The 19730-nt window shown below is 74.2% G+C and carries 18 protein-coding genes and 1 riboswitch; of the genes, 9 read left to right on the top strand and 9 right to left on the bottom strand.

Translation table 11 applies throughout. The features are described from left to right. Positions 1-33 precede the first annotated feature (33 nt). Entirely contained in the window at positions 34-1722 is a 1689-nt protein-coding gene (gene araB / locus DER29_RS19925) for a ribulokinase (RefSeq protein ID WP_121398706.1), read from the top strand. 218 nt (positions 1723-1940) lie between these two features. On the opposite strand, the gene DER29_RS19920 is transcribed toward araB, so the two are convergent. Then, positions 1941-3380 (bottom strand): glycine hydroxymethyltransferase, encoded by a 1440-nt coding sequence (locus DER29_RS19920; RefSeq protein ID WP_121398705.1) that lies wholly within the window; start codon positions 3378-3380, stop codon positions 1941-1943. A gap of 17 nt (positions 3381-3397) precedes the next feature. Next, a riboswitch (ZMP/ZTP riboswitch) is annotated at positions 3398-3487 on the bottom strand. A gap of 171 nt (positions 3488-3658) precedes the next feature. Between DER29_RS19920 and DER29_RS19915 the strand changes: the two genes are divergently transcribed. Together DER29_RS19915 and DER29_RS19910 are read left to right on the top strand one after the other, a co-directional pair. Continuing rightward, positions 3659-4465, top strand: coding sequence for an SDR family oxidoreductase (locus DER29_RS19915; RefSeq protein WP_121398704.1), 807 nt, complete (start codon positions 3659-3661; stop codon positions 4463-4465). Positions 4466-4555: 90 nt separating this feature from the next. Further along, positions 4556-5407: a metallophosphoesterase gene (locus DER29_RS19910; protein WP_121399353.1), complete on the top strand. Its 852-nt coding sequence runs from the start codon at positions 4556-4558 to the stop codon at positions 5405-5407. 42 nt (positions 5408-5449) lie between these two features. Here the strand turns inward: DER29_RS19910 and DER29_RS19905 are convergent, their stop codons facing one another. The 7 genes from DER29_RS19905 to DER29_RS19875 form a co-directional block, all read right to left on the bottom strand. Further along, positions 5450-5950: a hemerythrin domain-containing protein gene (locus DER29_RS19905; RefSeq protein ID WP_121398703.1), complete on the bottom strand. Its 501-nt coding sequence runs from the start codon at positions 5948-5950 to the stop codon at positions 5450-5452. 112 nt (positions 5951-6062) lie between these two features. Continuing rightward, positions 6063-7550, bottom strand: coding sequence for a S8 family serine peptidase (locus DER29_RS19900; protein ID WP_121398702.1), 1488 nt, complete (start codon positions 7548-7550; stop codon positions 6063-6065). A gap of 148 nt (positions 7551-7698) precedes the next feature. Then, positions 7699-8568 (bottom strand): NAD(P)H-hydrate dehydratase, encoded by an 870-nt coding sequence (locus DER29_RS19895; RefSeq protein WP_121398701.1) that lies wholly within the window; start codon positions 8566-8568, stop codon positions 7699-7701. Then, on the bottom strand, positions 8552-9283 hold the full coding sequence (locus tag DER29_RS19890) for a histidine phosphatase family protein (RefSeq protein WP_121398700.1): 732 nt from the start codon (positions 9281-9283) through the stop codon (positions 8552-8554). Before DER29_RS19890 ends, DER29_RS19895 begins: the two co-directional genes overlap by 17 nt. Positions 9284-9461: 178 nt before the next feature. Beyond that, positions 9462-10184 carry an alpha/beta hydrolase gene (locus tag DER29_RS19885; protein ID WP_121398699.1) on the bottom strand — a complete coding sequence of 241 codons (723 nt, stop codon included), beginning with the start codon at positions 10182-10184 and terminating at the stop codon, positions 9462-9464. A 1-nt stretch (position 10185) separates the two neighbouring features. Then, on the bottom strand, positions 10186-10905 hold the full coding sequence (locus DER29_RS19880; protein WP_121398698.1) for a DUF899 domain-containing protein: 720 nt from the start codon (positions 10903-10905) through the stop codon (positions 10186-10188). A 105-nt stretch (positions 10906-11010) separates the two neighbouring features. Then, the gene (locus tag DER29_RS19875) at positions 11011-12066 is read right to left on the bottom strand and encodes a sigma-70 family RNA polymerase sigma factor (RefSeq protein WP_233599951.1); all 1056 of its coding nucleotides are present in this window, start codon (positions 12064-12066) and stop codon (positions 11011-11013) included. Between the two features lie 213 nt (positions 12067-12279). On the opposite strand from DER29_RS19875, the gene DER29_RS19870 reads away from it, so the two are divergent. Continuing rightward, positions 12280-12510, top strand: coding sequence for a hypothetical protein (locus DER29_RS19870; protein ID WP_121399352.1), 231 nt, complete (start codon positions 12280-12282; stop codon positions 12508-12510). 166 nt (positions 12511-12676) lie between these two features. After that, positions 12677-13648, top strand: coding sequence for a DNA polymerase domain-containing protein (locus DER29_RS19865; RefSeq protein ID WP_121398696.1), 972 nt, complete (start codon positions 12677-12679; stop codon positions 13646-13648). A 31-nt stretch (positions 13649-13679) separates the two neighbouring features. Here DER29_RS19865 and DER29_RS19860 read toward each other — a convergent pair whose 3' ends face one another. Beyond that, on the bottom strand, positions 13680-14186 hold the full coding sequence (locus DER29_RS19860) for an Lrp/AsnC family transcriptional regulator (protein ID WP_121398695.1): 507 nt from the start codon (positions 14184-14186) through the stop codon (positions 13680-13682). 104 nt (positions 14187-14290) lie between these two features. Between DER29_RS19860 and pdhA the strand changes: the two genes are divergently transcribed. The 4 genes from pdhA to DER29_RS19840 all read left to right on the top strand — a co-directional run bounded on the left by pdhA (position 14291) and on the right by DER29_RS19840 (position 19632). Continuing rightward, complete coding sequence (pdhA, locus tag DER29_RS19855) at positions 14291-15457, top strand: pyruvate dehydrogenase (acetyl-transferring) E1 component subunit alpha (protein ID WP_121398694.1); 1167 nt, start codon at positions 14291-14293, stop codon at positions 15455-15457. Then, complete coding sequence (locus tag DER29_RS19850; protein WP_121398693.1) at positions 15457-16473, top strand: alpha-ketoacid dehydrogenase subunit beta; 1017 nt, start codon at positions 15457-15459, stop codon at positions 16471-16473. Before pdhA ends, DER29_RS19850 begins: the two co-directional genes overlap by 1 nt. After that, the gene (locus DER29_RS19845) at positions 16470-17843 is read left to right on the top strand and encodes a dihydrolipoamide acetyltransferase family protein (protein WP_121398692.1); all 1374 of its coding nucleotides are present in this window, start codon (positions 16470-16472) and stop codon (positions 17841-17843) included. The genes DER29_RS19850 and DER29_RS19845 overlap by 4 nt, the downstream gene beginning before the upstream one ends. 139 nt (positions 17844-17982) lie before the next feature. Beyond that, positions 17983-19632: a right-handed parallel beta-helix repeat-containing protein gene (locus tag DER29_RS19840; protein WP_121399351.1), complete on the top strand. Its 1650-nt coding sequence runs from the start codon at positions 17983-17985 to the stop codon at positions 19630-19632. Positions 19633-19730 lie beyond the last annotated feature (98 nt).

Below are 19730 nucleotides of genomic sequence, written 5' to 3'. Positions count from 1 at the left end.
GGGCACCGGCGCCGCGCGGCAGGAGGAGGAGCCGTGGCGGCAGGAGGAGACACGGCGCGACCGACGGCCGGGCCGGCCCGGTTCGTCGTGGGCGTCGACTTCGGCACCCTCTCCGGTCGGGCGGTCGTGGTCGACGTCGCCGACGGCGCCGTGCGGGGCGAGGCCGTCCACCCGTACCGGCACGGGGTGATCACCGAGCGGCTGCCGGACGGCACGCCGCTGCCGCCGGACTGGGCGTTGCAGCACCCCGACGACCACCGCGAGGTGCTCCGCGTCGCGGTGCCCGCCGCGCTAGGCGCCGCCGGGGTCCGCGCCGAGGACGTGTGCGGCATCGGCGTCGACGCCACCTCCTGCACGATGCTGCCCGCCCTCGCCGACGGCACCCCGCTCTGCGAGCTGCCCGACCTGGCGGGCCGGCCGCACGCGTACCCGAAGCTGTGGAAGCACCACGCCGCCCAGCGGCAGGCCGCCCGGATCAACGACGTCGCCGCCGCGCGCGGGGAGAGCTGGCTGCCCCGCTACGGCGGCCGGGTCTCCGCCGAGTGGCAGCTCGCCAAGGCGCTGGAGGTGCTGGAGGAGGCTCCGGAGGTCTTCGACCGGGCGGAGCGCTTCATCGAGACCGCGGACTGGCTGGTCTGGCAGCTCTGCGGCCGGGAGACCCGCAACGTCTCCGCCGCCGGCTACAAGGGGCTGCGGCAGGACGGGCGGTACCCGTCGGCGGAGTTCCTGCGCGCCCTGCATCCCCGCCTCGACGGGCTGCTGCCCCGCGTCGACGGCCCGCTCGCGCCGATGGGCGCCCGGGCCGGCGGGCTCACCGCCGACGCGGCCCGGTGGACCGGGCTGCCGGTCGGGACCGCCGTCGCGGCGGGCGCCATCGACGCGCACGTCACCGCCGCGGCGGCCCGCGCGGTCGAGCCCGGCCGGATGCTGGCGGTGCTCGGCACCTCCACCTGCCTGATCATGAACGCGGCGGCGTACCGCGAGGTGCCCGGCGTCTGCGGCGTGGTCGACGGGGGCGTCACCACCGGGGCCTGGGGCTACGAGGCGGGGCAGAGCGGGGTCGGCGACATCTTCGCCTGGTACGCCCGCAACGCCCTGCCGGCCGGCTACGCCGACGAGGCGAGCCGCCGGGGGCTCAGCCCGTACGAGCTGCTGGACACCCTCGCCGCCGACCAGCCGGTGGGCGGGCACGGGCTGCTGGCCCTGGACTGGCACAGCGGCAACCGCTCGGTGCTGATGGACCACGAGCTGAGCGGCGTACTGGTCGGGCTGACCCTGGCCACCCGGCCCGAGGAGATCTGGCGGGCGCTGCTGGAGGCCACCGCCTTCGGTGCCCGGACCGTCGTCGACGCGTTCACCGCCGCCGGGGTGGCCGTCGACGAACTGACCGTGGCCGGCGGACTGACCGACAACCGGTTGCTGCTGCGGATCTACGCCGACGTGCTCGGCCGGCCGCTGCACGTGGTCGACTCCGCGCACCCGGCGGCGCTGGGCGCGGCCATCCACGCGGCGGTCGCCGCCGGTGCGTACCCGGACGTGCCGGCCGCCTCGGCGGCGATGGGCGCCGGCCGACGTGAGACCTGGCACCCCGACTCGGCCCGGGCGGCGGCCTACGACGAGCTGTACGCCGAGTACCGCGCCCTGCACGACCACTTCGGCCGGGGCGGCACCGACGTCCTGCACCACCTCCGCACCCTCCGCCGCCGCCCCCACCCCCACTGACCCGCCCCACCCTCCCCACCCCCACCCACCGCGTCGGTCATGCAGTTGCGGGGGCCGCAAAACGGCATCAGGGCGCATGAAACGGGCACCGGAACTGCATGATCGACGCGGTGCCGGGCGACGCGGTGCCGGGCATCGCCCCGGGGGTAGCGGGAGGCGTGCGGGGACGGGGACGCCCCCGCTCGGTGGGCCGGGCGGGGGCGTCGGGGTGGTGCGGTTCAGCCGAGGTCGACGGCCGGGTAGAGCGGGAAGCCGGTCAGCAGGTCGCTGGCCTGCTTGGCGACCCGGTCGGCGACGGCCGGGTCGAGGACGTACTTGGCCTTGGACGCGGTGCCGTCCGGGTTCGCGCCCGGCTTGGTCTGGCTGAGCACGGTGTGGATCAGCTCGGCCGTCTCGTCCATCTGCGCGGTGCCCAGCCCTCGGCTGGTCAGCGCCGGGGTGCCGACCCGGATGCCGGAGGTGTACCAGGCGCCGTTCGGGTCCTGCGGCACGGAGTTGCGGTTGGTGACGATGCCCGAGTCGAGCAGCGCCTGCTCGGCCTGCCGGCCGGTCAGCCCGTAGCCGGAGACGTCGATCAGCACCAGGTGGTTGTCGGTGCCGCCGGTGACCAGCTTGCCGCCGCGCCGCAGCAGCCCCTCGGCGAGCGCCTGGGCGTTGTCGACGATCCGCTGGGCGTAGTCGGCGAAGTCGGGGCGGCGGGCCTCGGCGAGGGCGACGGCCTTGGCGGCCATCACGTGCGGCAGCGGGCCGCCGAGCACCATCGGGCAGCCCCGGTCGACCTGGTCGGCCAGCTCGGGCTGGCAGAGCACCATGCCGCCGCGCGGGCCGCGCAGCGACTTGTGCGTGGTGGTGGTGACGATGTGCGCGTGCGGCACCGGGTCGAAGTCGCCGGTGAAGACCTTCCCGGCGACCAGGCCGGCGAAGTGCGCCATGTCGACCATGAAGGTGGCGCCGACCGAGTCGGCGATCTCCCGCATGATCCGGAAGTTGACCTTCCGCGGGTACGCCGAGTAGCCGGCGACCAGGATCAGCGGCTTGAACTCGCGGGCCGCCTCGGCGACCTTGTCGTAGTCCACGAGGCCGGTGACCGGGTCGGTGCCGTAGCTGCGCTGGTCGAACATCTTGCCGGAGATGTTCGGCCGGAACCCGTGGGTGAGGTGGCCGCCGGCGTCCAGCGACATGCCGAGCATCCGCTGGTTGCCCAGCTCCCGGCGCAGCGCGAACCAGTCCGCCTCGGTGAGGTCGTTGACCTGCCGCACCTGGGCCTTCTTCAGCGCCGGCGACTCCACCCGGTCGGCCAGGATCGCCCAGAACGCCACCAGGTTGGCGTCGATGCCGGAGTGCGGCTGCACGTACGCGTGGGCGGCGCCGAACAGCTCCCGGGCGTGCTCGGCGGCGAGCGCCTCGACGGTGTCGACGTTCTGGCAGCCCGCGTAGAAGCGGCGGCCGACGGTGCCCTCGGCGTACTTGTCGCTGAACCAGTTGCCCATGGTCAGCAGGGTCGCGGGGGAGGCGTAGTTCTCGCTGGCGATGAGCTTGAGCGACTCGCGCTGGTCGGCGAGTTCGGCGCCGATGGCGTCGGCCACCCGGGGCTCGACGGCGCGGATCACCTCGAGGGCGCTGCGGAAGGCGGTGGATTCGGCGTTCAGCGACGACATGCGACCTCCAGTGACGTGCGGAAGGCCCAGGCGCTCGGCATGCGTCCTCATGACGGGACCGCTTCCCGATGGTTCTCCATCCCTACGCGCCAGTCACGGCCCGTGCCGATCCTACCGGGTCGACCCTGGCGGTTCCCGGCCCACCTCGTCCCGGCGGTGGGCCCCCGGCGGGGTGGGCGGGTGCCGACGTGGGGATTGACCGGCCCGGACCGGGGCACAGCACACCTGGGACGGCCTCGGTGCGCGGGCCGCCCACCGACGAGGGGAGTGACGAGCAGATGACCACATCGGGTACGGACCGGCCGTTCGCCGTGGTGACCGGCGCGTCCAGCGGCATCGGGTACGAGCTGGCGGTCCAGTTCGTCGAGCACGGGTACGACGTGGTGGTCGCCGCCGAGGACGACGGGATCGGCACGGCGGCGGAGCGGCTGCGGCGCGACGGAGGGCCCCGGGTGGATCCCGTCCGGGCCGACCTGACCCGCGCCGAGGGGGTCGAGAAGCTGGCGGCGGCGGTGGCCGCGACCGGCCGCCCGGTTGACGCGTTGGCACTCAACGCCGGGCGGGGCGCCGGCGGGGAGTTCGTCGGGGGCACCACGCTCGCGGACGAGCTGGCCGTCGTCGACCTGAACGTGCGCTCGACGGTGCACCTGGCCAAGCTGCTGCTGCCCGGCATGGTGCGGCGCGGCACCGGCCGGGTCCTGTTCACCTCGTCGATCGCCGCGACCATGCCGGGGCCCTTCCAGGCCGTCTACAACGCCTCGAAGTCGTTCGTGCAGTCCTTCGCGGAGGCGCTGCGCAACGAGCTGAAGGACACCGGGGTGACGGTGACCTCGTTGATGCCGGGGCCGACCGACACGGAGTTCTTCGCCCGTGCCGAGATGGAGGACACCCGGGTCGGCTCGGGACGCAAGGACGACCCGCGGACCGTGGCCGAGCAGGGCTTCGCGGCGATGATGCGGGGCGACCAGACGGTGACCGCGGGTTCGCTGCTCAACAAGGTGCAGACCGCCGCCGGCAAGATCGTCCCGGACAAGCTCAAGGCGGCGCAGCACCGCAGGATGGCCGAGCCGGGCTCCGGCAGCTGACCCTTCCGGGTCGCGGCGGCGGGTCGTGGGGCCCGCCGCCGGTGCGGGGGAACTTCGCGGCCGGGCGCGCCGCTGCCTATGATCAGCGGCATGGCGGGGGCGGAGGGCGAGGGCGGCAGCCTGCTCGCCATCAGCGACCTGCACGTCGGTCACCGGGACAACCGGGAGGTGGTCGAGGGGCTGCGCCCCGGATCGCCGGGGGACTGGCTGCTGGTCGCCGGGGACGTGGGCGACACCGTGGCCGACGTGGAGTGGGCCCTCGGCCTGCTCAGCCGCCGCTTCGCGAAGGTGGTCTGGGCGCCGGGCAACCACGAACTGTGGACCCCGCCGGCCGACCTGGTGACGCTGCGCGGGGCCGCGCGATACGCGTACCTGGTCGACGCCTGCCGGCGGCTGGGCGTGCTGACCCCGGAGGACCCGTACCCGGTGTGGCGGGGGACGGGCGGGCCCGTGGTCGTGGCGCCGCTGTTCCTGCTCTACGACTACAGCTGGCGTCCGGACGGGTTCGACACCCCCGAGGCGGCGCTGGAGGAGGCGTACCGGACGGGGATCGTGTGCACCGACGAGTTCCTGCTGCACCCCGACCCGTACCCGAGCCGGTCGGCCTGGTGCGCCGCCCGCGTCGCCGAGACCGCGCGTCGGCTCGCCGAACGGGAGCCGGGACTGCCGACGGTGCTGGTCAACCACTGGCCGCTGCTGCGCGAGCCGACCCGGGTGCTGCGCTACCCGATCTTCGCCCAGTGGTGCGGCACCGAGTCCACCGCCGACTGGCACCTGCGCTTCGACGCCGCCGCGGTGGTCTACGGCCACCTGCACATCCCCCGTACCACCTGGCACGACGGGGTGCGGTTCGAGGAGGTCTCGGTGGGCTACCCGCGGGAGTGGCGGCCCCGGGCCGCGCCCCCGGCGCTGCGGCGGATCCTGCCCGGGCCCCCGGCGTGACCACGGGCCCCGGCGCACCGGGGCCCGTGGAGTGCCGTCCGCTCAGGCCGTCACGGCGTCCAGCGACTTCTTGATCGCCTTCGGGTCGGTCGGCTTGCGGGGCGCGTCGGCGCGCAGCTCGATCATCCGCTCGCCGATCTCCTGGAGCTGCTTACGGCCGAGGGCCTCGCGCACCTTCGGGAACCACTCCTCCTCCTCCTCCTCGACGTGGTGCAGGACGTTCTCGATCAGCACCGTGGTCTTGGCGTTGAAGCGCTCGTCGGCGGCGTCCATGGTGAACAGCTCGGCGCAGAGCACGTCGGCGACATGGTGTTCCTCGTACGACTCGAGGATGTCGTCCTCCAGGTCGGGCAGAAGCCTGCGGACCTCGGGGTACATCACCTCGTTCTCGAGGTAGGTGTGGACCGTGAGGGCTTCCAGGATCTCGTTCACCAGCTTCTGCCGGCGCGCCGCCGGACCCTCCTCGGCATCCTGGAACGCCTTGAACAGGCGGCGCATCTCCTTGTGGTCCTCTTTCAACAGGACGATGGCATCGGTGGACACCGTTGACCTCCTCGCTCGACTGACACCTCCCCCGTACCCCCGGGGTGAGCAGCGAAAACGGGTGGGGCCCGGCGGATCACCGCCGGGCCCCACCACGGGTCGTGCCGTGCTGTTACTTCACCACGTTGTACGCGTTGACCATGCCGGCGCCGTAGAAGCCGTTGCGCTTGCCGCCGGAGCAGGTCGCGTCGTAGGCGTTCGGACCGGCCGCGATCAGCGGCACCGGGTTGTAGATGCCGCCGGGGCACGAGATCGCCTCGGCGGTGTTGCCCAGGAAGGCCGACAGCTGACCGGGCGCCATGCCCGGGTGCGCCGAGACGGCCAGGGCCGCCACGCCGGCGGCGTGCGGCGAGGACATCGAGGTGCCCTGCTTGAAGCCCCAGCCGTTGGTCTTCGTGGCGGTGTTGTAGGTGGTGGACAGGATGCCGTCGGAGGGGGTCGAGCTGGCGCCCCGGGTGCGGAAGCGGGTGTCGCCACCCGGCGCCGTCACCTCGACCACGCCCTGGCCGTAGGAGGAGTAGTAGCTCTTCTGCCCGGTCGGGCCGACCGCCGACACGGTCACCACGCCCGGCGCCTCACCCGGCAGGATGAGGCAGGAGTTGGTGAGGTTCTCGCGCTCCTCGGGCGTCCCGTTGTTCGGGCTGCCCGTGTCGGTGATCTTGTGGGCGAGGTCCCAGTTGCTGTTACCCGCGGACGCCACGTGCAGCACGCCCTTGCCCTGCGAGTAACGCAGGGCCCGCTGGACCGCCTTCCACACCGGACGCTGGCGCGCGTCGTTGCGGCAGTTGAGCTGCCACGGGTCGATGTAGTAGCTGTTGTTGGTCACCTGCATGCCCTGCTCGGCGGCCCACATGAACCCGCAGACCGCGGCCTCCGGGAAGATGTAGCCGTCGTCGTTGACCACCTTGACGGCGGCCACCTTGACGCCCGGGGCGACGCCGGTCACCCCGACGCCGTTGACGGCGGCGGCGATGGTGCCGGCCACGTGGGTGCCGTGGTCGGAGGTGGTCGGGTTCCAGGCGGACTCGGTGGTGTCGGTGACCCCACCGATGCAGGACGTGCTCTTGTTCTTCGCGATCTGGCTGGCCAGGTCGGGGTGGCTGGAGGAGATGCCGCTGTCCAGCACGCCCACCACCACGTCGGCGCGGCCGGCGTTGACGGCGTGGGCCTGCGGGACGTCGATCATCGGCATGTCCCACTGCTGACCGAAGAGGGGCTCCTTGGTCGGGTCGGCGGTCGTGTTGGCCGCCTCGGCCGCGGAGACCTCCAGGGTCTCGCCCTCGTCGAGGGCGGTGCCCAGGCCGGCCGTGGACGCCACCGAGTCGACGCCCGCGCCCGCCACGTCCGTGACGAAGTCGGGGTTGGTCGACCGGACGACGAGCACGCCGATCTGGTCGTAGCTGGCCACCACGGTGCCGTTGGCGGCGGCCACGCGGGCAGCCGCCTTGTCGGTCTTGGCGCCCTGCGGTGCGAGCACCAGGAACGTGGTGTCCGGGCCGGCGGCCGAGGCCGCCGGGGCCACCCCGCCGGCGACGGCGAGGCCGACGCCGAGCGTCACGGCGGATGCGGCAGCCAGTGTCTTGCGACGGAGGTTCTTCACACAGACTCCCAGGGGCTGTTTCCAGCCGGGGTGCGCCCCCTGGCGGGGAGCGACCGGCGGGAGGCGGGCGGGATGCACGCCTCCGCAAGCACCAGCGTCGCGGCGTCCGGTGGCGTTACACGCGTCCGCGGGGCCCGGGCGGGAGGTGTCAGACGGTCGCCAGGGTGTGGGGGATCTCGTCGAGCAGCTCCCGGGCGAGGAAGCCGATCCGGCCGAACCGGGGGACCAGCCGCTGACCGCTCACCGCGTGGGCGAACGCCCCCCAGCACGCGGCCTGTGCCGGCTCCGCGCCCCGCGACAGCAGCCCGGCCAGCAGCCCGGCGCGGACGTCCCCGCTGCCGGAGGTGCCCAGGCCGGCGTCGCCGCTCTCCTCCCGCCAGCTCCGGCCGTCGGGGGTGGCGATGTGGCCGTAGAGCGACACCACCGCGTCGTACCGGCGGGCCAGCTCCGTCGCCTCGGCGTCGAGGTCGTCGCCGGGTTCCCGGTCGAGCAGGTGCCGGGCCTCGGTGAGGTTGGGGGTGAGCACCACCGGCCGGCCGGACCCGACCAGCAGGTCCGGGGCGTGGCTGAGGGCCCCCAGGGCGTACGCGTCGAGCACCAGCGACGTCTCCGGACCGGCCGCGTCGAGCACCAGGCGCAGCAGGCGGCCGGTCTCGTCGATGTCCTTCAGGCCGGGGCCGACGGCCACCACGTCCGCCTCCGCCACCAGGTCGCCCAGCAGCTCGCCGGGCCGTCCCGCGACCGCCCCCTCGGTGGTCTCCGGCAGCCCCACCACCAGCGCCTCGGGCACCTGAATGCTCAGCGCGGCGGCGGTGGACTCGGCGGCGGCGAGCTGGAGCACGCCGGCCCCGGCCCGCAGCGCGGCCACGCCGGCGAGCAGCACCGCGCCGGGGGTGAACCGCGAGCCGCCGACCACCAGCACCGTGCCCCGGGCCTCCTTGCCGCCGGTCGGCACGGGCAGCGCCCACTCCCGCAGCAGGCCGGGGGTGATCACCCGGGTGTCAGACCGGTTCGGCATGGACCTCGTCCTCCCTGGTCTGTCGGGCGCCCTGCTCGCGCAGGTGACCGACGTCGTTGAACACGTCCGGGGTCAGCCGGCCGTCGGCCCCGGCGGACCAGCCGGTGATCGAGCAGTTGGCGATGACGTGCTCGCGGGTCAGCGCCATCAGCTCCGCCTCGGTGAGCCCCTCCACCAGGTAACGGGTCAGGAAGACCAGGGCGTCGTGGCCGAACAGCAGCACGCGCCGGTCCTCGTGGTCGCGGCGCAGGTCGCCGAGGAGGGCACGCAGGCGCAGCGCCACGTCGGTCCAGGACTCCCCGCCCGGCGGCCGGTAGTAGAACTTGCCGAGCCGGTCGCGGCGCGCCGCCTCCTCCGGGTGCCGCCGGCGCACCCCCTGCCCGGTCAGGCCGTCCAGGATGCCCAGCTCCCGGTCGCGCAGCCGCTCGTCGCGGCTGAGCGGGATCCCGGTGCCGGCCAGGGCCAGCTCGGCGGTCCGCACCGCCCGCAGGTACGGCGACACCACCGCCACGTCCGGCCGGCGGGCCTCGGGCAGCCCGGCCAGCCAGCGCGCGGTGGCCCGGGCCTGCTCCTCCCCGGTCGGGCTCAACGGCACGTCCGCGTCCCGGTGGGTCAGGTCGATCAGCTCGGCGCCGGACGCCTCGGCCGCCGTGGCCGCCACGTTCGCCGTGCTCTCGCCGTGTCGGACGATCCAGAGCGTCGCCAGTTCCGCCATGCGGCAACCCCTACCCGCAAGCCCGCCCCGGGTAACCGCGCCCGCCACCGGTGTCGTCCGGCCGGGGCAGCGGACGGAGCCGGTGCGCCGGGTCGCGCCGGGTGCCGGTTCCGCACCCGGCCCCGGCGCACGACAGCACCGGCTCGCTGGTCCCGGGCAGGGCGCGGGTCAGCTCCGGTCACCGCCGGCGGTCCGGCGTGGGGTGGGCGACCTCGCAGACCTCCCGCCGGATCTCCTCCAGCCGGTCGGCCAGCTCCCGCGGCCGGCTCAGGGCCACCGGATGCCCGCCGCCCATCTCGTCCGGGGTGATCCCCAGCCGGTCGGAGACCAGCTTCCGCAGGAAATCGATGGGGAAGAAGCGGTCACCCCGGCAGAGCAACGCCCGGGTCGGCACGTCCGGCCAGGCGGCGAGCGGCCAGGGCTTCTCGAACGGCGTCCCCGACTGGTCCCGGGCGTTCGCCGTGGCCTCCTCGACCAGCCGGGGCGGCAGCTCGTGGAAGAAGACGACGTTCGGGTCCTCGTCCTGCTCGGGCGTCCAGCCCTCGCGTTCGGCCTGGGCCCGTCGGGCCTGCGCGTAGCCGGTGCCGCTCCACCACTCGCCCGGCGACTCGCCGGGGGAGGGCACCATCGGGGTCAGCAGCACGAGCAGGTCAGCGTGGACCCGGTCGCACACCAGCGGGCCGGTGAACGCGCCGAACGACTGGGCCACGACGACCAGGTCCGTACGGTCCCCGACGGCCCGGACGGCGGCGTCGGTGTACTCCGCCAGCCCCGCCGAGTCGTCGTCGCACGGCAGGTCGACCGCCACCACGTCGTGCCCCCGGTCCCGCAACTGCTCCGCCAACAGGTGCCAGTACCAGGGCCCGCTGCCCGCGGGCGGGATCAACACGTAGGTCGCCACGTCAGTGAACCTCCAGCTCCGGGGAGTGGCCGATGGCCCGCGCGGGCAGTGCGTCGCGGCGCCGGGTCCCGTGGCGTCGGTCGTCGTACCGGTCGTGGTGCCGCCACCACTGCTGCGGATATTCGAGCCCCTCCTCCTGCCGGCCCAACGCCGTCAGGTCGAGGTAGTTGTAGGTGTTGATCAACGCGTCGCCGCCCCGGGAGAAGGACGAGTAGGTGTGGAAGACGTCCGCCCCGTCGCGGAGGAACACGCTCAGCCCGGAGCATTCCGCGTCGTCCCTGGTGGCCCCGAAGTCGGGATTGAAGTCTCCACCGAAGGACGAGAACCAGGGAACGGTCCAACCCATCCGCCGCCGGAACGGCTCGATCCTCGTCAGCGGCGCCCGGGACACCAGCACCAGGCTGGTGTCCCGGGCGTGCAGGTGAGCCGGGTGGCCGAGGTTGTCGACCTGTAGGGAGCAGCCCACGCAACCCTCGTCCCAGTCGGGGTGGAACATGAAGTGCCGGACGACGAGCTGGCGACGACCGTCGAACAGACCCGGCAGATCCACCGGGCCGTCCGGGGAGTCGAAGAGGTACTCCTTGTCGATCCGGACCATCGGTAGCCGGCGCCGCTGAGCGCTCAACGCGTCGCGTGCCCGGGTGAGCGCCTTCTCGCTGACGAGCAGTTCCGCACGGGCCGCCTCCCACTCGTCTCGGCTGACAACTCTCGGCTGGGTCATGGCGTCTCTCCTGCCTCCGTCCTTCCGGCGACGTCAGCGTCGCGCCGCACCGCCGGCCACCCCATTGAGACGGCGGGGCGCGTAGGAACTCATCGCCGCCATCCGTCAACGGGTCAGCGGCAGCCCGAAGGCCGGAAAGACGCGGGGCGGGAACGCGGTGACCTCCGCGACCTCGCCACCCTCGATGCGGAGCACGTCGAGGCCCAGCGCGTGGTAGCGGGACCGGCCCGGTTCACGCACGTAGCAGGCGACGGCGGGCTGGCGGTTGGCCCGGGTGGGCACGTGACACCAGTCCTTCCAGGCGGTGGGCCCGACCAGTGCGGGCGCCCAGCACTCGATGATCGCGTCCCGTCCCTCGTACCAGGTCGGCTTTGGCGGCATGGTGAAGCGGGCATCCTCGCGCAGCAACGCCGCCAGCGCCGTCAGGTCGGCGCTCTCGGTCGCCGCCACGTACCGCTGGAGCACCGCCCGTTCCTCGGCGCTCGGGTCGGTCGCCGCCGGCCACTCCGTCCGCCGTTGCGGCAGGCGCTGCCGGAGGGTGGCGCGCGCCCGTTGCAGGGCGCTGTTGACCGCGGCGACCGTGCCGTCGAGCAGCGCGGCGGTGTCCGCCGCCGGCCAGCCGAGCACGTCGCGCAGGATGAGCACCGCCCGTTGCCGGGGTGGCAGGTGCTGGATCGCGGCGAGGAACGCCAGCTCGATGGTCTCCTTGGCCACCAGTGCCGCGTCCGGCTCGACGTCGGGCGGGGCGGGCGGATCGAGCAACCGGTCCGGATAGGGCTGGAGCCAGGGGATCTCCGCCTGCGGCAACGAGGCCCGGCCGGGCCCGGAGACCCGCGACGACGTCGGCGCGACGAGCGGACCCGGCTGCCGCTGGCGGCGGTCGAGGAAGTCGAGACAGGCGTTGGTGGCGATCCGGTAGAGCCAGGCCCGCACGGTGGAGCGGCCCTGGAAGCTCTCCCGGCTGCGCCAGGCCCGCAGGAACGTCTCCTGCACGAGATCCTCGGCGTCGTCGAACGACCCGAGCATCCGGTAGCAGTGCACCCGCAACTCCCGCCGGTGCCGGTCGGTCAGCTCCGCGAAGGCCTGCTCGTCGCCCGACCGGAGGGCCGCACCGGCCACGGTCACCCCGCTCCCGCCCGATCCCGCGCCACCTTCACCCACGAACCGTCTCCCCCCGACCCGGTCATCGGATCATCGACGCACCGTAACCCACCGGTACGACGAACGACGGGAGTCGTCACCGGCGTCCGGTTCCGGCCCGGGAGGCGTCGACCAGGTCCGCCGGCGCCCCGCGCGGCGGGGCGTGATCGGGGCGGGGCCGGGTAAGCGCTGCCTCCATCGATCACCGAGACGGGGAGGTGCGCCGTGGCCACCATGGTCAGGGAGCCGGCGAGCCCGGTGAAGGACCAGAACTACGACCTGATCCACGCGCTCCAGATGTCGTTGCAGCACATCTGGCAGCTGGAGAACTACGTCGCCGACGCCGACGCGCGGGGCGACACGGAACTGGCCACCTGGTTCCGGAAGATGCAGGAGAACAACCGCAAGGCGGGCGAGCAGGGCAAGAGGATGCTCCTGGCGCGCCTCCAGGAGGAGATGAGCTGAGTTCGACCCGCCGGCGGTCGGGCGGCCGGAGACGGGCCGCCCGGCCGCCGCGCGTACGACCGCCGGGTGCCGGCGACGCCATCCCGGGCCGGCGGCCGGCCGAGGTGCCGGCGCGCGGGGCCGTGACGGGGCGTGCCGGCCGACCGGGCGGGTTACGGTGTCAGGCGTGGCGACGCCGGCCGAGGAGATCCAGGTGGGGGAGCGGCTGGTGCGCGTCTCCAGCCCCGACAAGCCGTACTTCCCGGAACTCGGGCTGACCAAGCTGGACGTGGTGCGCTACTTCCTCGCCGTCGGCGACGGCGTCCTGCGCGCCCTGCGGGACCGGCCGACCATGCTGGAGCGGTGGCCGCGCGGCGTCTTCGACGGCGCGAAGATCGGCACCCGGCAGGACAACCGGGGCGACGCCTTCTACCAGAAGCGGCTGCCCGCGGGGGCGCCCGAGTGGGTCCGCACCGCCCACATCACCTTCCCCAGCGGGCGTACGGCCGACGAGGTCGCGCCGAGCGAACTGGCGGTGGTGATCTGGGCGGCCAACCTCGGCACGCTGCGGTTCCACCCGTGGCCGGTCTCCGCCGCCGACGTCGAGCGGCCCGACCAGCTGCGCATCGACCTGGACCCGATGCCGGGGGTGGGCTTCGACCAGGTGGTGCCGGTGGCCCACGAGGTACGCGCGTTCCTCGCCGAGCTGGGCCTGACCGGCTACCCGAAGACCACCGGCGGGCGGGGCCTGCACGTCTACCTCTCCATCGAGCCCCGCTGGAGCTTCGGCGACTGCCGGCGGGCGGTGCTGGCGCTGGGCCGGGAGATGCAACGCCGGCTGCCGGAGCTGGTCACCACCACCTGGTGGCGGGAGCAGCGGGACCGGCCGGTCTTCGTCGACTACAACCAGATGTCCCGGGACCACACGATGGCCTCGGCGTACTCGATCCGCCCCACCCCGCAGGCGCTGGTCTCCGCGCCGCTGGACTGGTCGGAGCTGGACGACGTCCGGCCGGAGGACTTCGCCGTGACCACGATGCCCGCCCGGTTCGCCGAGCGCGGCGACCCGCACGCGGGCCTCGACGACCGGCGGTTCTCCCTGGAACCGCTGCTGGAGTTGGCCGACCGGGAGGGGCTGGAGGCCCCGCCGGAGCGCTGAGCCGGCCGGTCGGGGGCCCGCCGGGGTCGGCTCACTCCCACGGGCTGCGTTCGCCGTCGAACTCCTCGAAGACCAGCCAGGTGCGGGTGGAGAGCACGCCGGCGATGCCCTGCACCCGGCCCAGCACCACGTCGCGCAGGGTGGCGTTGTCCGGCGCCCGGACCAGGGCGAGCACGTCGTGGTCGCCGCCGAGCAGGGCGGCGTGCTCGATGTAGCGGACCCGGGCCAGTTCCGCCGACACCTCCCGCCAGGTGTTCTGCTCGATCTTCAACGCGATGTACGCCGAGGTGCCCAGCCCCGCCGCCTCGGGCGCGACCCGGGCCCGGAAGCCGGTGATCACCCCGTCGCGCAGCAGCCGCTCGACCCGGGCGTACGCGTTGGTGCGGGAGATGTGGATCCGCTCGGCGAGGGTGCGCACCGACGTGCGACCGTCGCGGACCAGCTCGTCGAGGATCCGCCGGTCGACGTCGTCCAGCGGTCGCGCCGAACGTCCCGTTCCGGCCGCCCGCTCCGCTGCGCCCCCGGACTCCTGGCTCATCTCGCCGCCTTCCCCATGCCATCCGTCCCGCGTTTGTCCTGGATCTTGAGTCAATCATCCGACAGCAGGAGCATAGGCCCACCACACGTCCAGGAGGTCCCGCCGTGACGACCACACCCGAGGCGGTCCGCAGGGCATCCCCGCGCAGCCGCCGGGCGGCCACCCCGCCCGACCCGGCCAAGCCGCTGCTGCCGGCCACCGAGCCCGTCCGCCTGCTCGATCCGACCGGCACGCCGCTGCGCGCCCCCGCCGACTACCCCGAGCCGCCCGTCGAGGCGCTCGTCGAGATGCACCGGCGGATGGTCGTCGGCCGCCGCTTCGACGTCCAGGCCACCGCGCTGACCAAGCAGGGCCGGCTGGCCGTCTACCCGTCCTCGCGCGGGCAGGAGGCCTGCCAGGTCGGCGCCGTCCTCGCCCTGCGCGACACCGACTGGGTCTTCCCGACCTACCGGGAGTCGATGGCCCTCGTCAGCCGGGGCATCGACCCGGTCGAGGTGCTGACCCTGCTGCGCGGGGACTGGCACTGCGGCTACGACCCCGCCGAGCGGCACACCGCCCCGCAGTGCACCCCGCTGGCGACCCAGTGCGTGCACGCCGCCGGGCTGGCCTACGGCGAGGCGTACCAGGGGCGCGACACCGTCGCGCTGGCGTTCATCGGCGACGGGGCGACCAGCGAGGGCGACTTCCACGAGGGCGTCAACTTCGCCGCCGTGTTCAAGGCCCCCGTCGTCTACTTCGTGCAGAACAACCGGTACGCCATCAGCGTCCCGCTGTCCCGGCAGACCGCCGCGCCGTCGCTGGCGTACAAGGGCGTCGGCTACGGGGTGCCCAGCGAACAGGTCGACGGCAACGACCCGGTGGCCGTGCTCGCGGTGCTCACCCGCGCGGTGGAGCACGCCCGCTCGGGCAAGGGCCCGTTCCTGGTCGAGGCGCACACCTACCGCATGGAGGCGCACACCAACGCCGACGACGCGACCCGCTACCGCGACGGCGCCGAGGTCGAGGCCTGGCGGGACCGGGACCCGGTGGTCCGGTTGGAGACGTACCTGCGGGCCCGGGGCGCGCTCGACGACGCCGCCGTCGCCGCGGTCGCCGAGGAGGCCGAGGCGTACGCCGCCGACCTGCGCACCCGGATGAACGCGCAGCCGACGGTCGACCCGATGAGCCTCTTCGACCACGTCTACGCCGAGCCCACTCCACAGCTGGTCGAGCAGCGCGAGCAGGTCCGCGCCGAGCTGGCCGCCGCCGCAGACGAGGAGGGTGAGCGCTGATGGCCGCCCTGACCATGGCGAAGGCGCTCAACGCCGCGCTCGCCGACGCGATGCTCGACGACGACCGGGTGGTCGTCTTCGGCGAGGACGTCGGGGCGCTCGGCGGCGTCTTCCGGATCACCGACGGCCTCCAGGCCCGCTTCGGCGACAAGCGCTGCTTCGACACGCCGCTCGCCGAGGCCGGCATCGTCGGCTTCGCCGTCGGCATGGCCATGTCCGGGCTGCGCCCGGTGGTCGAGATGCAGTTCGACGCGTTCGCCTACCCGGCGTTCGAGCAGATCGCCTCGCACGTGGCGAAGCTGCGCAACCGCACCCGGGGCGCGCTCAGCGTGCCGATCGTCATCCGGGTGCCGTACGCCGGCGGCATCGGCGGCGTCGAGCACCACTGCGACTCCAGCGAGGCCTACTACGCGCACACCCCCGGACTGAAGGTCGTCACCCCGGCGACGGTGGAGGACGCGTACTCGCTGCTGCGCCAGGCGATCGACGATCCCGACCCGGTCGTGTTCATGGAGCCGAAGAAGCTCTACTTCTCCAGCGCCGAGGCGCAGCTTCCGGCGACCGCCGCGCCGATCGGCCGGGCGGTCGTGCGTCGCCCCGGCCGCGACGCCACCCTCGTCGCCTACGGGCCGGCGGTGCCGGTCGCGCTCGAGGCCGCCGAGGCCGCCCGCGAGGAGGGCTGGGACCTCGAGGTCGTGGACGTGCGCAGCATCGTGCCGTTCGACGACGAGACCGTCACGGCCTCGGTCCGGCGTACCGGCCGGTGCGTGGTGATCCAGGAGGCGCAGGGCTTCGCCGGGGTGGGCGCCGAGATCGCCGCCCGGGTCCAGGAGCGCTGCTTCCACGCCCTGCACGCCCCGGTGCTGCGGGTGTCCGGGCTGGATATCCCGTACCCGGCGCCGATGCTGGAGCACACCCACCTGCCGTCGGTGGACCGGGTGCTCGACACGGTGGCCCGGCTCCAGTGGGACGACCAGCCCGACGGGCGCTGGCTGAGCCGGGGGAGCGCGGCGTGACCACCGTGGACGGGGCGCAGGTCTTCCTCCTGCCCGACCTGGGCGAGGGGCTGAGCGAGGCCGAGATCGTCGAGTGGCGGGTCGCCGTGGGCGACGTGGTCACGGTGGACCAGAGCGTCGTGGAGGTGGAGACCGCCAAGGCCGTCGTCGACGTGCCCTGCCCGTACGCCGGGCGGGTCGTGGCGCTGCACGGCGCGGCGGGCGAGACCCGCCCGGTCGGCCAGCCGCTGATCACCATCGCGCCGCTGGACGGCGGCGCCGGCGACGAGCCCGCCGGGCACGCCACCTACCGCGAGGAGGAACGGGCCGGCTCCGGCAACGTCCTCATCGGGTACGGCACCGGCCACGGCGGCGCGGGGCGGCGGCGTCGCCGGCCCCGTCTCGTGGCCGCACCCGAGCCCACCCCGGCCGGTCCGCCGGCGGCTCCCGCCCCGGCGGCGACCGCGGCCGATTCGGCCGACCGCCCGCACGGCGCGGCGGCACCCCTGGTCATCTCGCCGATCGTGCGCCGGCTGGCCCGCGAGCACGGCCTCGACCTGGCCACCCTGCGCGGCACCGGCCCGGGCGGCGTGGTGCGCCGGGCCGACGTGGAGGCCGCCGTCGCCGAGGCGGCTACGCCCGCCGCCCGGCTCGCCGCGGTGCCGGACGTGCCCGCCCCGTCGGCCGTCCCCGGCGCCGAGGACCTGGTCGTCCCGCTGACCGGCATCCGCAAGGCGATCGCCGACAAGCTCTCCCGCAGCCGGCGGGAGATCCCCGAGGTGACCATCTGGGTGGACGTGGACGCCACCGGGCTGCTGGAGACCCGCGCGGCGATCAACGCGGCGACCCCGGACGCGCCGGTGAGCATCCTGGCCCTGCTGGCCCGGATCTGCCTGTCCGGGCTGCGCCGGTACCCGCAGCTCAACGCCCGGGTCGACACCGAGGGCCAGCGGATCGTCCAGTCCGCCGGGGTGCACCTGGGCATCGCCGCCCAGACCGACCGGGGGCTGGTCGTGCCGGTGCTGCGGGACGCGCAGCGGCTGACCACCGCCGAACTGGCCGCCGAGCTGACCGCGACCACCACGGCCGCCCGGGCCGGCACGCTGCCCCCGGCCCGGCTGACCGGCGGCACGTTCACGCTCAACAACTACGGCGTCTTCGGCGTCGACGGCTCCACCCCGATCATCAACCACCCGGAGGCGGCGCTGCTCGGGGTGGGACGGATCGTGGACAAGCCCTGGGTGGTGGACGGGCAGCTCGCGGTGCGGAAGGTGACGCAGCTCAGCCTGACCTTCGACCACCGGGTCTGCGACGGCGGGGTGGCCGGCGGCTTCCTGCGGCACGTCGCCGACTGCGTCGAGCGGCCGGCGGTGCTGATCGCCAACGTCTGACCCCGGCCGCGACGGCCCCGGCTCCGCCTCCCGGCGGCGCCGGGGCCGTCGCCGTCGCGGCCCGCGTTTCCCGGGGGACGGGCCGGGAATGCGGGCCGGGCAGTCTCGCCGAGGGGAGGACGAGGTGGCGTATCCGGACATGCCCTCCGCCGGCGGCGTGCGCCGTCACGCGGTGGCTGGCGCCCCGCTGCTCTGCGACGCCCGGGAGCACGGCCTGATCGGCGACGGGGTGGCCAACGACCAGCCGGCGCTCGCCGCGCTGGTGGACCGGCTCGGCGACGCGTACGCCGCCGACGGCCGGGCCCGGATCATCTACTGCCCGCCCGGGGTCTACTCGATGCGGGACTCGGGCACCGTGTGGCGTACCGGGGTGTCGCTCGTCGGCGCCGGCCCGGGGGCGACCCGCTTCGTGCTCAGCAACTCGGGCAACCGCGCCGACCCGGCGCCGCTGGCCTTCTACACCACGAACGAGCACGGTGCCGACCGGAACCGGCACCTGGCCGACTGCACCTTCTCCGACTTCGAGATCGACGGCTCGGGCGTGGCGTCGGCGGACTACAACCCGCTGGCCAAGGGGCTCGGTTTGCAGTACGTCGTGCGGGGCATCTTCCGCAACCTGTACATCCACCACACCGCCGCCACCGGCCTGGGCTGCGACTTCCTCCAGGACTGCCTGATCGAGGGGGTGCTGGTCGTCGGGTGCGGACGGCTGGACAGCGGCACCGAGATGGGCGGGGCCGGCATCGGCGTCGGCATCGGCGGCTGGGGCAGCGTCGAGCGGCTCAACATCGTCAACTGCAGCGCCGTGGCCAACGCCACCAACGGCATCTTCCTGGAGTTGCAGGAGGCGGACCACCTGCGTCCCCGGGGAGTGCGGATCATCGGCTGCCACGCCCAGGGCAACCGCTTCGGCATCTCCGACTGGGGCGCCAACGGCCTGATCGTCTCCTCCTGCACCATGACCGGGAACCTGGAGGCGGGCTTCCACGTCTCGGCGAAGGGCACCACGCACACCGCCGGGCGGGGCGGCATCCTCACCGACTGCGTCATCGACGGCAACCTGCGCGACGGGGTCAGCATCGGCAACACCCCCGGCCCGTACACGATCCGCGGCAACCGGATCAGCGGCAACGGCCGGTACGGCTACCACCAGCGCAACCTCGGCGGGTCCGAGGAGCGGACCGCCGAGGAGATCGTCATCGAGAGCAACGACTTCTACGGCAACAGCGCCGACGCCATCCGCATCGACCGTCCGGTCCGCGACGCCTTCCTGGTCGCCAACCGGATCCGGAACAACGGACGGCAGTGGGCGCCGGCGACGAGCGAACACGGGGACTCGGTGCGGTACACCGAGAAGTCGGTGGTGAACCGGCGGGCGAACTGGCCGAACGACGGCCACCGGGGCAAGGTGGTGCGGGTCGGCGAGCGGATCGCCGTGGTGGCGGCCAACGACGACACCGAGCTCACCCTCGCGCCGATCCGGCCGGACTCCCCGAGCGGGTGGAGCGGGGCCACTCCGGCGCCGGGTACCCGGTACGAGCTGCCCGCCGGGCCGCCGGTGCGGGCCGGCATCGCGATCAACGCGGCCGTCGAGTCGGCCACCATCCGGGGCAACCGGATCTGGGACAGCCGGGAGCCCAGCACGCAGAACCACGGACTGTGGATCACCGAGCGGGGCAGCTGCGTGGACTGCCGGGTCGAGGACAACGACTTCGCCGGCAACGCGGACTCCGCCACCCGACTGGACACCCCACCGGTCGGCGGCCGGTGGGAACGCAACCACGGCTGACGACGACCGGCGCGGGTCCCGCCCCCCGTCGGCGGCGGACCGCGTCGTGCCGCACGGCTTCGCCTCGCCGCCGATCGCGGGTGGGCGAGGCTGTCCGC

It is taken from the genome of Micromonospora sp. M71_S20 (assembly GCF_003664255.1).
Taxonomy (GTDB): Bacteria; Actinomycetota; Actinomycetes; order Mycobacteriales; family Micromonosporaceae; genus Micromonospora.
The sequence above is the reverse complement of the archived record's forward strand: the minus strand, read 5'-3'. Positions and strand labels throughout refer to the sequence as shown.

Coding starts and splice junctions, on each gene's coding strand:
- DER29_RS19870 (WP_121399352.1), top strand. CDS start 12,280: ATGGTCAGGGAGCCGGCGAGCCCGGTGAAGGACCAGAACTACGACCTG.
- DER29_RS19895 (WP_121398701.1), bottom strand. CDS start 8,568: ATGCCGAACCGGTCTGACACCCGGGTGATCACCCCCGGCCTGCTGCGG.
- DER29_RS19920 (WP_121398705.1), bottom strand. CDS start 3,380: ATGTCGTCGCTGAACGCCGAATCCACCGCCTTCCGCAGCGCCCTCGAG.
- DER29_RS19915 (WP_121398704.1), top strand. CDS start 3,659: ATGACCACATCGGGTACGGACCGGCCGTTCGCCGTGGTGACCGGCGCG.
- DER29_RS19880 (WP_121398698.1), bottom strand. CDS start 10,905: ATGACCCAGCCGAGAGTTGTCAGCCGAGACGAGTGGGAGGCGGCCCGT.
- DER29_RS19910 (WP_121399353.1), top strand. CDS start 4,556: ATGGCGGGGGCGGAGGGCGAGGGCGGCAGCCTGCTCGCCATCAGCGAC.
- DER29_RS19850 (WP_121398693.1), top strand. CDS start 15,457: ATGGCCGCCCTGACCATGGCGAAGGCGCTCAACGCCGCGCTCGCCGAC.
- DER29_RS19860 (WP_121398695.1), bottom strand. CDS start 14,186: ATGAGCCAGGAGTCCGGGGGCGCAGCGGAGCGGGCGGCCGGAACGGGA.
- DER29_RS19840 (WP_121399351.1), top strand. CDS start 17,983: ATGCCCTCCGCCGGCGGCGTGCGCCGTCACGCGGTGGCTGGCGCCCCG.
- DER29_RS19890 (WP_121398700.1), bottom strand. CDS start 9,283: ATGGCGGAACTGGCGACGCTCTGGATCGTCCGACACGGCGAGAGCACG.